Origin of the sequence: Streptomyces sp. 2323.1, from assembly GCF_900221035.1 — a bacterium.
Classification (GTDB): Bacteria; Actinomycetota; Actinomycetes; order Streptomycetales; family Streptomycetaceae; genus Streptomyces; species Streptomyces sioyaensis.
Map to the genome: position 1 here is coordinate 3,655,817 of NZ_LT907981.1, position 13,525 is coordinate 3,669,341.

General features: G+C 71.9%; 11 protein-coding genes. 4 read left to right on the forward strand and 7 right to left on the reverse strand.

From position 1 onward, the window contains the following. Nucleotides 1–17 precede the first annotated feature (17 nt). The 5 genes from CPH93_RS37600 to ssd all read right to left on the reverse strand — a co-directional run bounded on the left by CPH93_RS37600 (nucleotide 18) and on the right by ssd (nucleotide 4,623). Complete coding sequence (locus CPH93_RS37600) at nucleotides 18–257, reverse strand: DUF4244 domain-containing protein (protein ID WP_096213178.1); 240 nt, start codon at nucleotides 255–257, stop codon at nucleotides 18–20. Between the two features lie 235 nt (nucleotides 258–492). Further along, on the reverse strand, nucleotides 493–1,053 hold the full coding sequence (locus CPH93_RS36795; protein ID WP_371126784.1) for a type II secretion system F family protein: 561 nt from the start codon (nucleotides 1,051–1,053) through the stop codon (nucleotides 493–495). Nucleotides 1,054–1,328: 275 nt separating this feature from the next. After that, nucleotides 1,329–2,243, reverse strand: a complete 915-nt coding sequence (locus CPH93_RS15370; protein ID WP_096215453.1) for a type II secretion system F family protein — start codon at nucleotides 2,241–2,243, stop codon at nucleotides 1,329–1,331. Between the two features lie 23 nt (nucleotides 2,244–2,266). After that, a complete protein-coding gene (locus tag CPH93_RS15375) occupies nucleotides 2,267–3,433 on the reverse strand; it encodes a TadA family conjugal transfer-associated ATPase (RefSeq protein WP_096213179.1) in 1,167 nt (388 codons plus the stop codon). Continuing rightward, complete coding sequence (gene ssd / locus CPH93_RS15380) at nucleotides 3,430–4,623, reverse strand: septum site-determining protein Ssd (RefSeq protein ID WP_093484386.1); 1,194 nt, start codon at nucleotides 4,621–4,623, stop codon at nucleotides 3,430–3,432. Before ssd ends, CPH93_RS15375 begins: the two co-directional genes overlap by 4 nt. Nucleotides 4,624–5,080: 457 nt before the next feature. On the opposite strand from ssd, the gene CPH93_RS15385 reads away from it, so the two are divergent. Continuing rightward, nucleotides 5,081–5,986: an HAD family hydrolase gene (locus tag CPH93_RS15385; RefSeq protein ID WP_040898760.1), complete on the forward strand. Its 906-nt coding sequence runs from the start codon at nucleotides 5,081–5,083 to the stop codon at nucleotides 5,984–5,986. A gap of 362 nt (nucleotides 5,987–6,348) precedes the next feature. On the opposite strand, the gene CPH93_RS15390 is transcribed toward CPH93_RS15385, so the two are convergent. Continuing rightward, a complete protein-coding gene (locus CPH93_RS15390; protein WP_096213180.1) occupies nucleotides 6,349–7,206 on the reverse strand; it encodes an oxidoreductase in 858 nt (285 codons plus the stop codon). A gap of 101 nt (nucleotides 7,207–7,307) precedes the next feature. On the opposite strand from CPH93_RS15390, the gene CPH93_RS15395 reads away from it, so the two are divergent. Beyond that, nucleotides 7,308–8,294 (forward strand): ATP-binding protein, encoded by a 987-nt coding sequence (locus CPH93_RS15395; RefSeq protein WP_093484383.1) that lies wholly within the window; start codon nucleotides 7,308–7,310, stop codon nucleotides 8,292–8,294. Nucleotide 8,295: 1 nt separating this feature from the next. Here CPH93_RS15395 and CPH93_RS35770 read toward each other — a convergent pair whose 3' ends face one another. Continuing rightward, complete coding sequence (locus tag CPH93_RS35770) at nucleotides 8,296–8,559, reverse strand: hypothetical protein (RefSeq protein ID WP_159395002.1); 264 nt, start codon at nucleotides 8,557–8,559, stop codon at nucleotides 8,296–8,298. A gap of 510 nt (nucleotides 8,560–9,069) precedes the next feature. On the opposite strand from CPH93_RS35770, the gene CPH93_RS15405 reads away from it, so the two are divergent. Together CPH93_RS15405 and acs are read left to right on the forward strand one after the other, a co-directional pair. Then, nucleotides 9,070–11,406, forward strand: coding sequence for a SulP family inorganic anion transporter (locus CPH93_RS15405; protein WP_107470881.1), 2,337 nt, complete (start codon nucleotides 9,070–9,072; stop codon nucleotides 11,404–11,406). Nucleotides 11,407–11,554: 148 nt separating this feature from the next. After that, nucleotides 11,555–13,519, forward strand: coding sequence for an acetate--CoA ligase (gene acs, locus CPH93_RS15410; protein WP_096213181.1), 1,965 nt, complete (start codon nucleotides 11,555–11,557; stop codon nucleotides 13,517–13,519). Nucleotides 13,520–13,525: the final 6 nt, after the last annotated feature.

Here is a 13,525-nt window from a genome sequence, read left to right on the forward strand (position 1 = left end):
CAGGCGAAATAGCCTTCTCAGCCCGATACGTCGGACTTGCAGAACCAGACGTGCCAGATGTCTCTAACAACTCTCAGATACCTCTCAGGAGAAGACTCGCCCCTACTGAAACCAGACGTGCCAGAGGGGAAGTTGCTCCTCAAGATAACGAGCGTCCCCACGGCGTACTCCGCCGTGGTCATTCCCCGGTCGTCGGCCCTGATCGTGCGCCACCGCGCCCACCACCGCCGGACCGTTCCACTCCGAACCATGTCCATCCCCCTTTGGATGTCTTCTGCTGATGGATCTCTTCTGCTCGTTGGCTGTCATCTGCTGGTTGACTGTCGTCTGAAGTGCGGCGGCGGGCGCCGACGGGCAGTTGAGGAAGCGCCGGTGGCCCGGACGGTTAGCCGGTGGTCCGGTCGGTGAGCCGGCATCTCCTCCCGCGGCCGGTCCCCTGCCACCGCCGGTACGTACTTCACCGGCCGCCTTCAAATCCGCAGCGCCCACCGCTCAGTTGCGCCCCAGCAAGCCGCTCGCCAGGCCGATCAGTACCGGCGCCACTCCGAGCGCCAGGAACGCCGGCAAGAAGCACGCCGACAGCGGCATGGTGACCAGCACCCCGGCCCGCCGGCCCCGGGCGACCGCCGCCCGGGCCTGCTCCGCACGGAGCCCGGCGGCGGCCCGGGAGGCAGACTCGACGGCCGGTACCCCGGATATCCCGGCGCGCTCCATACAGCGCGCCAGCCCTTCCGCGCCGGGGAGTTCGGCCAGCCGTGGCCAGACGGCCGCCGGCTCACCGCCCAGGCGGAGTTCCGCCGCCACCTGGCGCAGCCGCTCTGCCACCGGCCCGTCGAGCGACCGACCTACTGCCTCGGCCGCTTCGCGCGGCCCGGCTCCCGCCGCGAGACAGGCAGCCAGCAGATCGCCGGCCGGTGCCAGTGCCGCGCGTACCTCGGCGGCCGCCAACCGCGCCGCTTCCGCACCGCGTTGGTGTGCCAGACAGCGGTGCGCTCCCAAGCCCACGGCGAGTCCTGCCAGGACGCCGCCCACGCCACCGACGAGGATGACCATGAAGAGAGCCGCTCCCACGGGTCCGGCCCACTCGCTCAGCCGACCGTACGCAGCGTCCTTCGTCCTCGTGGCTCGCCTGCGCCACGGGACCCCGGCCGACGCCCTGGGCCGGGCCGCGTGACCGCCGTATCGATCCGGACGAGCAGCTGCCCATACCGTCGAGACCCGTCGCCTTACGACTCGCCCGCTGCGCACCTCCCGCAGCAGCGCCACGGCGCAGAGCATCGCCGTCATGGCCGCGACCGCCATCCCCACCCTGTGGACAACTTCTGCGCTCACCTCAACCCCCTCTCCCGAGCGCCTTCCGCGGCCGCGACGATCCGGGCCGTCCAGGCCACTCCGCCCCATTCCAGGAACCCGCCGATCACCAGGCAGCCCCACCCGGCCGGCGTGTGCAGCAGCACCCGCAGCGGGTCGGCGCCGAGTGCGCTGCCCATCAGGAGCCCGCCCCCGGGCAGCAGGGCGAGCATCAGAGCAGTGGCTCGGGGACCCGCCAACTGGGCGCGCAGTTCGTCGCGTTGATCCCGCTGGGCGCTGAGCCCGGCCGCGACCCGCTCCAGCCCGCTGGCCAGTCCCGCGCCGCCCTCCACCGCCACCTGCCAGCACGCGGCCATGCCGGTCAGCCCCTCGGCCCCCGGCAGTCGCGCCGTCGCACGCAACGCCTGGGGGACATCCCCTCCGTAACGCGCTGCCGCGGTCACCGCCGAACCCGCCGCTCCGAGACCCGGCGTCCCCGCGGCGAGCAGTGCCTGGGCGGGCTGCCGCCCGGCCCGCAACTCCCCCGCCACCGCCGCGCACAGTGTGATCACCGCGGCAGCCCGCCGGTCACGCGCACGTACCGCTCCACGGGCGATCAGCCACCGCCGGACGAGGAACGCGGCCGCCACGGAAGCCAGTGGCGGAAGCGCGGAGCCGCCCAGCACACCCAGCACCAGCCCGGCCGGCAGACACCAGAGCTCCCACCCGACGTCCCCCAGGGGGCCCACGCGCCAGCGCCGCCCCGCGTCCCCCTCGACCACCCGCTGTAGGCACCACTTCCGCACCTTCTGGGCCCGCATCCGGGCCCGCCATCCCGCTTCAGCGTCCCTCTCGCCGTGGCTCCCGAACAGCGCCCGGGCCCGCCGCCGTACGTCGTCCGGCCGGCCCCCGGCGAGCCGGCCCGCGGCTCCCGCGCAGACCACCGCGGCCATCAGCGCCGCCCCCTCGGCCGCGCTCACCGGAACCCGCCCCCGCCCCGCTCGCACAACCGCATCAACCGCCCCCAGCCGGGCGCCTCCTGGAAGCCGGCGGGGCTTTGGACCGCGGCCGGTACGGTCACCACGAAGCCGTCCCGGTCCCGCTCCAGGACGTGGACCTCGGCGATGCGGCGGCGGCCGTTCCGGTCGCGTACGAGATGCAGGACGACCGAGACCGCGGCCGCCAACTGGCTGTGCAGCGCGGCGCGGTCCAGGCCCGCGGTCGATCCGAGGGCCTCCAGGCGCGCGGGGACGTCGGACGCGGCATTGGCATGGACCGTGCCGCAGCCGCCCTCGTGCCCCGTATTGAGGGCCGCCAGCAAATCTGTGACCTCGGGGCCGCGTACCTCGCCGACCACCAGCCGGTCCGGGCGCATCCGCAGCGCCTGCCGTACGAGGTCCCGCAGCGTCACCCGGCCGACACCCTCCTGATTGGCCTGCCGGGTCTCCAGTCGCACCACATGGGGGTGGTCCGGACGCAGCTCCGCCGAGTCCTCGGCCAGGACGATCCGTTCGTCCGGGCCGACCAGGCCGAGGAGGGTGCTCAGCAATGTGGTCTTGCCGGCGCCCGTACCGCCGCTGATCAGGAAGGACAGCCTGGCCGTCAGAAGTGCGCGGAGCAGTTGATCGCCGCCCGGCGGGACCGTCCCGGCCGCTACCAGCTCCGCGAGGCCGAAGGCCCGCGGCCGCAGTACCCGCAGTGACAGACACGTCCCGGCGACCGCCACCGGCGGCAGCACCGCGTGCAGCCGGGTGCCGTCCGGCAGCCGGGCATCCACCCATGGCCGGGCATCGTCCAGCCGCCGGCCGGCCACCGCCGCCAGCCGCTGGGCGAGTCTGCGCACCTCTGCCGCGTCCCGGAACCGGACCTCCGTACGCTCCAGCCCGCCGCCGCGGTCCACCCACACCTCGTCCGGCGCGGTGACCAGCACGTCCGTGACATCGGGCGCGGCCAGAAGCGGCTCCAGCGGGCCGCTGCCCACCATTTCGGAGCGCAGCCCGGCCACTACACCCAGCACCTCGGCATCCCCCAGGAGCCGCCCCTGCTCGCGCAGGGCCAGCGCCACCCGCGCCGGCGTCGGATCCGCCCCGTCCTCGGCGAGCCGCCGGCGCACCGCCTCCAGCAGGTCCTGGCCCTGGCTCATGTCCGGCCTCCGCCCCGGCAGGGCGCCTGCTCCGGCCCGCCGTCCGGCTCCGGGACCGGACCTGACCCCGCACCGGCTCCCGGCGCGCCCCCGCTCTCCGTCACCCGCTCCCAGAAGCCCGCGCAGAACCGCGCCAGCGGACCGCGCAGCTGCGCCCCCGGCGGCACCCCGCGGGCAAGATCGGCCAACAGCCCCGCCTCCCACGGCACTTCACCTGCCAGGGGCAGCCCCATCAGGCGGGCGATCTCGTCCGGCGGCAGGCCGTGGCCATGGCGTCCGGGAGCCTCACAGGCCACCACCCGCAGATCGCCGAGCACCTGCTGCACCCCGAAGGCCACCCGCTGGGCGGCCGCCACCGCGCGCAGCTCCGTGGGGACGAGCAGCAGGCCCATGTCCACCTGGGCCAGGGCCTCCGCCGCCGCCTCGTCGACCCTGCGCGGCAGGTCCACCACTACGACGCCGCCGCGCCGGCGCGCCGCCGCCATGACCGCGCGCATGGCCGACGGCGGGATGACGACATCGGAGTCCCGGTCCCAGCTGAGGACCCGCAGCGAGTGCAGCCGCGGCAGCGACTCCGCCAGGGCGCCGCAGGCCACCCGGCCGCGCGATTCGGCGAAGGCGGGCCAGCGCAGGCCCTTTTCCTTCTCCCCGCCCAGCAGGACGTCCAGCCCGCCGCCCAGCGGATCCCCGTCGACGAGCAGGGTGCGCCGGCCCGTCCGGGCCGCGGTGAGAGCCAACGCACCGGCCAGGGTGCTCGCTCCGGCACCGCCGCGGCCGCCGATGAGGCCGACGGTCAGGGCCGGCGGCCCGACACCCTCGATGGCGTCGGCGATCCGATCCACCAGCCAGCGCTCGCCCTCGGGCAGCGCGAGCACGCGCTCCGCCCCGAGCGCGACGGCCTGGCGCCACAGATCCGGGTCGTCCGCGTCGCGGCCCGTCAGAAGGACGCCCGCCCGTCGTCCGACGCCGCGTAACCGGCGTGCGCAGTCCGCGCCGACGATCACCAGGGGCGGCGCCTCCCACTCCCCTTTGCGGGCCGGCAGCCCGTGCGCCACTTCGGGCAGCGCACCGGCTGCCGCGCACAGCCGCACAAGATCGTCGAGGAGTTTTTCGTCCTCGGTGATGATCAGCGGCGCACTGCGCTCTCCCCCGCTTCCCACCGGTTGTTCCGATGACACGAATCCGGCCACGTTCTGTCCCCCTATCGCTACGCAACTCGCACATCCGCGAACTCGCGGACTTTCACCGTGCAGCGATCGGGAAACTCTTGTGGATCTTGAAGCAAATCTGTGGACAACGCCGTGACTGTGAATATCCCTGTCACCTATTTCGGCGAGGAAGGGTCGCTTCCGGTACTCAAGACAGCGTTCCGCAGAGCATCCCGGCAACTACGGTGCGTAATGGATCGTGAGCGACGTGACTCCGGTCGCCGCATGGGCAGGGTGAGAAGTGGATCCTCGTCCGACGACGGAAAATGCGTCCGGACATGCGACGACCCCCGCCGGGGGGGAGAGCGGGGGTCGTCCCCACGGCCGACTCGGGGGGGGAGGAGCCGGACCGGGTTAGCACGGTCGCGAACGATCCGTGACTTCCATGGTGTACCCGACAGCCTTCTCAGGCAAACCCACGCGCCACACCTTACGCCGAATGGTGGGCGCCTATGCTCGCCCCGTGGAAAACCACTCCGTGCCTCACTCGAGTCCCCGTACTGCCGCGTTCTTCGACTTGGACAAGACCGTCATTGCAAAGTCGAGCACGCTGACCTTCAGCAAGTCGTTCTACCAAGGCGGCCTGATCAATCGGCGGGCCGTACTGCGCACTGCGTACGCCCAGTTCGTGTTCCTGGCGGGCGGCGCCGACCACGATCAGATGGAGCGAATGCGCGAGTATCTCTCCTCACTGTGCCGCGGCTGGGACGTGGCACAGGTACGGGAGATCGTCGCCGAGACGCTGCACGATCTGATCGACCCCATCATTTACGACGAGGCGGCCTCGCTCATCGAGGAGCATCACGCCGCGGGGCGGGACGTCGTGATCGTCTCCACCTCGGGTGCCGAGGTCGTCGAACCGATCGGTGAACTCCTGGGCGCGGACCGAGTGGTGGCCACCCGCATGGTCGTCGGCGACGACGGCCGCTTCACCGGCGAGGTGGAGTATTACGCCTATGGCCCGACCAAGGCGGAAGCCGTCCGGGAGCTCGCCGAATCCGAGGGCTACGACCTGGAACGCTGTTATGCGTACAGCGATTCGGCGACCGATGTCCCCATGCTTTCGGCGGTCGGTCACCCGTGTGCGGTCAATCCGGACCGGGCGCTGCGCCGTGAGGCGACCGCGCGCGGTTGGCCGGTTCTCTCCTTCAATCGCCCGGTCCCGCTCAAGCAGCGGCTGCCGACACTGTCGATGCCCTCCCGGCCGGCCCTCGCCGTCATGGCCGCCACGGGCGCAGCGCTCGCTACCGCGACGCTTGTCTGGTACAGCAGCCGCCGGAAAACCACAAAGCGCCGCCTCGGCCCTATTGGCCGCGGTCCCATGACCCGCACCGATCGCGTTTGACGTCAAACGTAAAGATCTGCGAAGCAGGGTTCCGCTTGACTCACCCGAGGAGTACAAAGGACTTAACGGCCCGCGAGACCAAGGACATCCGAGAGGAACGCCTTTAACGCAGGAAGTGGCCCACGGACCGATGCATGAATGCCGGGCACCCACGCGACGCCGACCCGTCGATTACGGGCCAGCCACACCAGGTAACCGGACGAAGATTCCGACCTGATGGGCACATTTTCGAGCACGCATGGTAACCCGGCGGACATGCCAGCGGCGGTACCACCCATTGGTACCGCCGCAACCCTGTTCAGGGGCGAATGAAGCAATGCTTCCGGAATTCCCGGGCGCCTCCCCGGGCTTTCCGCCGCGTCTTATGCTGCGCCGCGCTGTAGCGCCTCACAGACCGCAGTGCTCTCCCTCACGCCCAGTTCCACCGCACGTCCGCAGTGCGCGATCCACGCCGCGACGCCCTCCGGGGTGCCCGAGACATAGCCCTCCAGGGCCGCGACGTACGCCGCGCGGCCCAGTTCGGCGTGCCCGACCTCGGCGGGGCAGATCGACTTCGGGTCCAGCCCGCTCCCGACCAGCACGATCCGCTCGGCGGCCCGCGCGACCAGCCCATTGCAGGAGGCGAACGGCCGCAGCGCGAGCAGCTCGCCGTGCACCACCGCCGCGGTCACCAGGGCCGGCGCCTCGGTGCCCGCGAGGAGCATCCGCGACAGCCCGTCGAGCCGCCCGGCGACCTCGTCGGCGTCCGGCAGCGCCAGCTCGATGAGCGGTTCGTCTACCGGTTCGCCGGCCAACCGGGGCCGCCCCACCGTCTCGTCCGCCGACTCGCCGCCGGCCGCCACCAGATGCAGCCGCGCCAGCACCCGCAGCGGCGACTGCCGCCACACGCTGAGCAGCTGGCCGGATTCGGCCGTCAGCCGCAGGGCCGCACCGACCGTCCGCGGCTCGCCCTCGATGCCGAAGTCGGTGCGGCGGCGGACCTCTTCGAGCGCCCAGTCGGCCCCCGAAAGGGCCGCGGAACCGCGCGCTCCGCGCAGCGCCGCCTCGGAGGTGACCTCGTTGCTGCGGCGTCGCATGATCCGGTGCCCGTAGACCCGGTCCACGCCCTTGCGCACGGAGTCCACGGAGTCGGCGACTCCCGGGAGCGAGGCCAGGGTCACGAGCGGATCGTCGCTCGCATTGGGGGGTGCGGGGGAAGTCCCCCGGGAGATTCCAGCCATGACTACGACCCTACGCACCACCTGGCCGTACCCCTCGAAGGAGTGGTCTTCCTCACGCGGCTCTCTCACTCAGAGCCAGGCCAAGATTACCCTTGGTGAACATGAAGATCGCTTTCGTAGGCAAGGGTGGCAGCGGCAAGACCACCCTGTCCTCCCTGTTCATCCGGCATCTCGCCGCGGCCCGGGTCCCCGTGATCGCGGTGGACGCCGACATCAACCAGCATCTGGGCGCCGCCCTCGGACTCGACGAAACGGAGGCCGCCGCGCTGCCCGCGATGGGCGCTCATCTCCCGCTGATCAAGGACTACTTGCGCGGCAGCAACCCCCGCATCCCGTCCTCCGAATCCATGATCAAGACCACCCCGCCCGGCGAGGGCTCACGACTGCTGCGGGTGGACGAGGACAATCCCGTCTTCGACGCCTGTGCCAGGCAGGTGGCGCTCGACGACACCACCGTGCGGCTGATGGCGACCGGGCCGTTCACCGAGTCCGATCTGGGCGTGGCCTGCTACCACTCCAAGGTCGGCGCGGTGGAGCTGTGCCTGAACCACCTGGTGGACGGCCGCGAGGAGTATGTCGTCGTCGACATGACGGCCGGTTCCGACTCCTTCGCCTCCGGGATGTTCACCCGCTTCGACATGACCTTCCTGGTCGCCGAGCCGACCCGTAAGGGCGTCGCCGTCTACCGCCAGTACAGCGCGTACGCCCGGGACTTCGGCGTCCCCCTGAAGGTCGTCGGCAACAAGGTGCAGGGCCCCGAGGACCTGGCGTTCCTGCGCGACGAGGTGGGCGACGATCTGCTGGTGACCGTCGGCCACTCCGACTGGGTACGCGCCATGGAGAAGGGCCGCCCGGCCCACTTCGCCCACCTGGAAGAGGCCAACCGCAGCGCCCTCCGGACGCTGCACGACACGGCCGACGCCTCCTACGGACACCGCGATTGGGAGCGCTACACGCGCCAGATGGTGCACTTCCACCTGAAGAACGCGGAGAGCTGGGGCAATGCGAAAACCGGGGTCGATCTGGCGGCCCAGGTCGATCCCTCCTTCGTGCTTTTCGAGGGGACGGCTGCCCCACAGCCCGCCTGACCTACCAGGCGGCGCGGGCGGGCGCGCGGGCGGCTCGGCCGGTTGCCGGTCGGACGGACGGGGCCGGTACGGACGGGGCCGGTACGGACGGGGCCGGTACGGACGGGGCCGGTACGGACGGGGCCGGTACGGACGGGGCCGGTACGGACGGGGCCGGTACGGACGGGGCCGGTACGGACGGCCCCGGGGAGCCGCTGGAGACGTACGCCACCCAGCCTCCCCCGGGCGCCCGGCCCACCGGCAGCGCCCGCGGCTTCGCCAGCACCTGCGGATCATGTACGTGCAGCCAGTAGGTGAGCTGCCTGCAGCTGACGCACCGCACGCCCTGACGGGGTAGATGTCCTTGTTCGTTCTGTATCGCCGCGGAGCAGCCGGCCAGCGTTGCCGGCGCCACGGCCGCCGCGATGGATGCCGTCAGTTTTGACGCCGTCACCCTTGCGCGGCCGTCATCGGCCACCCCGTTCCCGGTGCCCGCACGCACCTTCCGAGTGATGAATCGGAATAACTGCGCGCACGCTTCCCTGCGCAAAGGAAGGGCTCTAAAACGGCAAGTCGCTAGTCACCATATTCACCTGATGGAGGGAAGGATTGCCGCGTTTGCCCGCAAAGTCTTCTCCTGGCCTTTACCTGTCATTACGGTTCATTTACCGATGCTTGAGAGTCACCGGACCGTCACGCCACAGCGACGGCCGCCGGCCGACTCGCGTCCCGCCGCAGTACACCGCCGCCCCACGATCGCGCCCCGCGCGACCGCGTCGCCCCGGAGGAGACGGGAATGTCGCAGATCGAGAAGTCGCCGCCGCAGCCGCCGCACACCCCGCACCACCCCGAGCTCCCTCCCGAGCCCCGTACGGCGGCCGAGCCCGGCTCCCGTCCGAAGCGGGCCGGCCGGGCGGCCTGGCGGCGGGATCTCTCCGCCTCGGTCGTGGTCTTCCTGCTCGCCGTCCCGCTGTCCCTGGGCATCGCCCTGGCCACCGGCGCCCCGCTCCAGGCCGGCCTGGTCGCCGCCGCCGTCGGCGGCATCGTCGCCGGTCTGCTCGGCGGCGCCCCGCTCCAGGTGAGCGGCGCGGCGACCGGCCTCCTGGCGGTCACCGCCGACCTGGTCCAGCGCTACGGCTGGCGCGCCACCTGCGCCATCACGGTGCTGGCCGGTCTCGTCCAACTTGCCTTGGGGGCACTGCGCGTGGCCCGGGCGACCTCGGCCGTCAGCCCGGCGATCGTGCACGGCCTGCTGGCCGGTATCGGGGTCACCATCGCCGTAGGACAGCTCCATGTGGTGCTCGGCGGCAGCCCCGACGGCTCGGCGCTCGACAACGCCGCGGCGTTGCCCGGCCAGTTGGCACATCCGCACGCCATCGCGCTGCTGATCGGCGCCGTCACCGTGGCCGTACTCATCGGCTGGGGACGCCTGCCGGGCCGCACCGGGCGGTGGGCGCGGATGCTGCCGGCGCCGCTGGCCGCCGTGCTCGCGGCGACGGCGGTGAGCGCGGGGACGTCGGTGGCGCGCGTCGAGCTGCCGTCCTGGCGGGTGCCCGAACTGCCCGCGCTGCCGGACGCCTCCGTGCCGGCCCTCGCCGCCGCAGTACTGACCGTCACCCTGGTCGCCGGCATGGAATCGATGCTGTCGGCGGTGGCCGTCGACCGGCTGGCGGCCGAGCGGCCCGGTGCGCCGGCGGGGCGCGTACGGCTCAACCGCGAGCTGGCCGGCCAGGGCGTGGCCAATGTCGTCTCCGGGCTGCTGGGCGGGCTACCGATCTCCGGGGGGGCGATGCGCGGCTCGGCCAATGTGCGGGCCGGCGCGGTCACCCGGCGCGCCACCGTGCTGCACGGCGTGTGGGTGCTGCTGTGCGCGGGCCTGCTGGCCGCGGCGCTGGAGGCGATCCCGCTGGCCGCGCTCGCCGCGCTGGTGATGGTCGTCGGCGTACAGATGGTGAGTTTCGCGCACATCCGGCATGTGCAGCGGCACCGCGAATTCCCGGTGTACGCGGCCACGTTGGGCGGGGTCGCCCTCTTCGGCGTACTGCAGGGTGTAGTGACGGGCGTCGCCGTCGCGGTCTTCCTGGCGCTGTCCCGGCTGACCCGTACCCGGGTCGCGGTGACGGAGGAGCCCGACGGCTACCGGGTACGTGTCAGCGGGCAGTTGACGTTTCTGGCGGTGCCGCGGCTGACCCGGGCGCTGGCCCAGGTGCCGGCGCGCGCCGATGCCGTCGTCGAGCTGTGCGGCTCGTTCATGGACCATGCCGCCTACGAGGCGCTGCAGTCCTGGGCCGCCGCCCATCGGGCGCACGGCGGCCGGGTGACCCTCGGGGGCGGCCCGGGCCGGCCGCCCGCCAAGCCGGCCGGCGCGCACTCCTGCCGGCCGTGGACGCCCTGGCGCAGCCATCACTGCACCCGGCCCACCCCGGACGAGGCAGCGGCCCCGGAGAACAGCGGCAGCCAACTCCTGGGCGGGGTCAGCGCCTTCCAGCGCCATACGGCTCCGCTCGTCCGCGAGGAGCTGGCCCGGCTGGCGCGCGAGGGCCAGCGGCCCACCCAGCTGTTTCTGACCTGCGCCGACTCCCGGCTGGTCACGAGCATGATCACGTCCAGCGGTCCGGGCGATCTGTTCACCGTGCGCAACGTCGGCAATCTGATGCCGCCGCCCGGCTCGGACGCCTCCTGCGACTCCGTCGCGGCGGCGGTCGAGTACGCGGTGGAGGTGCTGCGGGTCGGCTCGATCACGGTGTGCGGGCATTCGGGGTGCGGCGCCATGGCGGCGCTGCTGGGTGGCGCCGCCCCGGAGGAGGCCGAGCCGACACCGCTCGCCCGCTGGCTGCGGCACGGCCGGCCGAGCCTGGCGCGGATGCAGCGCATCGGACGGCTGGGGAGGGGCGAAGTCGCCCTGAGGGAGCGGCCGGTGGATGATGATCACGAGCGGCTGGCGCTCGTCAACGTCATGCAGCAGCTCGACCACCTGCGGGCGCACTCCTGTGTGGCACGCCGGGTGGCCGAGGGCTCGCTCACCCTCCACGGCATGTATTTCCACGTCGGCGAGGCCCAGGCCTACGTGCTCGACGAGGCCACCGGGCGGTTCGGCGCGGTCCGCGGCGAGCCTGTGCCCCTAACGGTCTGACCTGCGCAACTCCCCCTCGATCTCCCAGGAACGGACCGTCGGCGCAGAGGTCTACACCAATTCTTTTCCACAGCCCTTGTCAGGCCAGGCGTGGGCTGATGAGCTATGACCTGGGGACACATCGGACGCCCTGGGAATGGGAGAAGTTGTGAGCAACGAAAGCCTCGCCAACCTGCTCAAGGAGGAGCGGCGGTTCGCACCGCCCGCCGACCTGGCCGCGCACGCCAACGTCACGGCTGCCGCGTACGAGCAGGCCGCGGCAGACCGGCTGGGCTTCTGGGCCGAACAGGCCAAGAGACTGTCCTGGGAGACCGCGCCCACCCAGACTCTCGACTGGTCCAACGCACCCTTCGCCAAGTGGTTCGCCGACGGCAAGCTCAATGTCGCCTACAACTGCGTGGACCGCCATGTGGAGAACGGCCTGGGCGACCGGGTCGCCCTCCACTTCGAGGGCGAGCCGGGCGACACCCGCGCGATCACCTACGCCGAGCTCCAGCGCGAGGTCTCCAAGGCCGCCCATGCGCTGACCGAGCTGGGTGTGCGCAGCGGCGACCGGGTCGCCATCTACCTACCGATGATCCCGGAGGCGGTCATCGCCATGCTGGCCTGCGCCCGCCTGGGCGCCCCGCACTCCGTCGTCTTCGGCGGCTTCTCCGCGGACGCGCTGGCCACCCGTATCAACGACGCCGACGCCCGCGTGGTGATCACCGCCGACGGCGGCTTCCGCCGCGGCAAGCCGTCCGCCCTCAAGCCCGCCGTCGACGACGCACTGACCAAGCCCGGCACGGAGAACGTCCGCAGCGTTCTGGTCGTCCGCCGCACGGGCCAGGAGGACGTCGCCTGGCACGAGGGCCGGGACGTGTGGTGGCACGACATCGTCGAGCGGCAGAGCGACCAGCACACGCCGGAGGCCTTCGACGCCGAGCACCCGCTGTTCATCCTGTACACCTCCGGCACGACGGGTAAGCCCAAGGGCATCCTGCACACCACCGGCGGCTACCTCACCCAGGTCTCGTACACCCACCACGCGGTGTTCGACCTCAAGCCGGAGACCGACGTCTTCTGGTGCACCGCCGACGTCGGCTGGGTGACCGGCCACTCGTACATCACCTACGGCCCGCTCTCCAACGGCGCCACCGAGGTGCTCTACGAGGGCACGCCCGACACCCCGCACCAGGGCCGCTGGTGGGAGATCGTGCAGAAGTACGGCGTGACGATCCTCTACACCGCGCCGACCGCGATCCGCGCCTGCATGAAGTGGGGTGACGACATCCCGGCGAAGTTCGATCTGTCGTCGCTGCGCGTCCTCGGGTCGGTGGGCGAGCCGATCAACCCCGAGGCGTGGATGTGGTACCGGAAGCACATCGGGGCCGATGCGACGCCGATCGTCGACACCTGGTGGCAGACCGAGACGGGCGCGATGATGCTCAGCCCGCTGCCGGGCGTCACGGCGACCAAGCCCGGCTCGGCCCAGATGGCGCTGCCCGGTATCGCCGCGACTGTCGTGGACGACGACGCCCGCGAGGTCCCCGACGGCGCCGGCGGCTACCTCGTGCTGACCGAGCCCTGGCCGGCCATGCTCCGCACGATCTGGGGCGACGACCAGCGCTATCTCGACACGTACTGGTCCCGCTTCGAGGGCAAGTACTTCGCCGGTGACGGTGCCAAGAAGGACACGGACGGCGACATCTGGCTGCTCGGCCGGGTGGATGACGTGATGCTGGTGTCCGGCCACAACATCTCCACCACCGAGGTGGAGTCGGCGCTGGTGTCGCATCCGAAGGTGGCCGAGGCCGCGGTCGTCGGCGCCGCCGACCCGCAGACCACCCAGGCCATCTGCGCCTTCGTCATCCTGCGCGGCGGTGCGGCGGAGGACGAGGGCCTGGTCGAGGAGCTGCGCGCGCATGTCTCCCAGCAGCTCGGCCCGATCGCCAAGCCCAAGCGGATCCTGCCGGTCGCGGAGCTGCCCAAGACCCGCTCCGGCAAGATCATGCGGCGGCTGCTGCGCGATGTCGCGGAGAACCGTGACCTCGGTGACGTCACCACGCTGACCGATTCCTCGGTCATGGATCTGATCCAGGCGAAGCTGCCGAGCGCGGCAAGCGAGGACTGAGCAGAG

Coding starts and splice junctions, on each gene's coding strand:
- CPH93_RS37600 (WP_096213178.1), bottom strand. CDS start 257: ATGGACATGGTTCGGAGTGGAACGGTCCGGCGGTGGTGGGCGCGGTGG.
- CPH93_RS36795 (WP_371126784.1), bottom strand. CDS start 1,053: ATGGTCATCCTCGTCGGTGGCGTGGGCGGCGTCCTGGCAGGACTCGCC.
- CPH93_RS15370 (WP_096215453.1), bottom strand. CDS start 2,243: ATGGCCGCGGTGGTCTGCGCGGGAGCCGCGGGCCGGCTCGCCGGGGGC.
- CPH93_RS15375 (WP_096213179.1), bottom strand. CDS start 3,433: ATGAGCCAGGGCCAGGACCTGCTGGAGGCGGTGCGCCGGCGGCTCGCC.
- CPH93_RS15385 (WP_040898760.1), top strand. CDS start 5,081: ATGGTGGGCGCCTATGCTCGCCCCGTGGAAAACCACTCCGTGCCTCAC.
- CPH93_RS15390 (WP_096213180.1), bottom strand. CDS start 7,206: ATGGCTGGAATCTCCCGGGGGACTTCCCCCGCACCCCCCAATGCGAGC.
- CPH93_RS15395 (WP_093484383.1), top strand. CDS start 7,308: ATGAAGATCGCTTTCGTAGGCAAGGGTGGCAGCGGCAAGACCACCCTG.
- CPH93_RS15405 (WP_107470881.1), top strand. CDS start 9,070: ATGTCGCAGATCGAGAAGTCGCCGCCGCAGCCGCCGCACACCCCGCAC.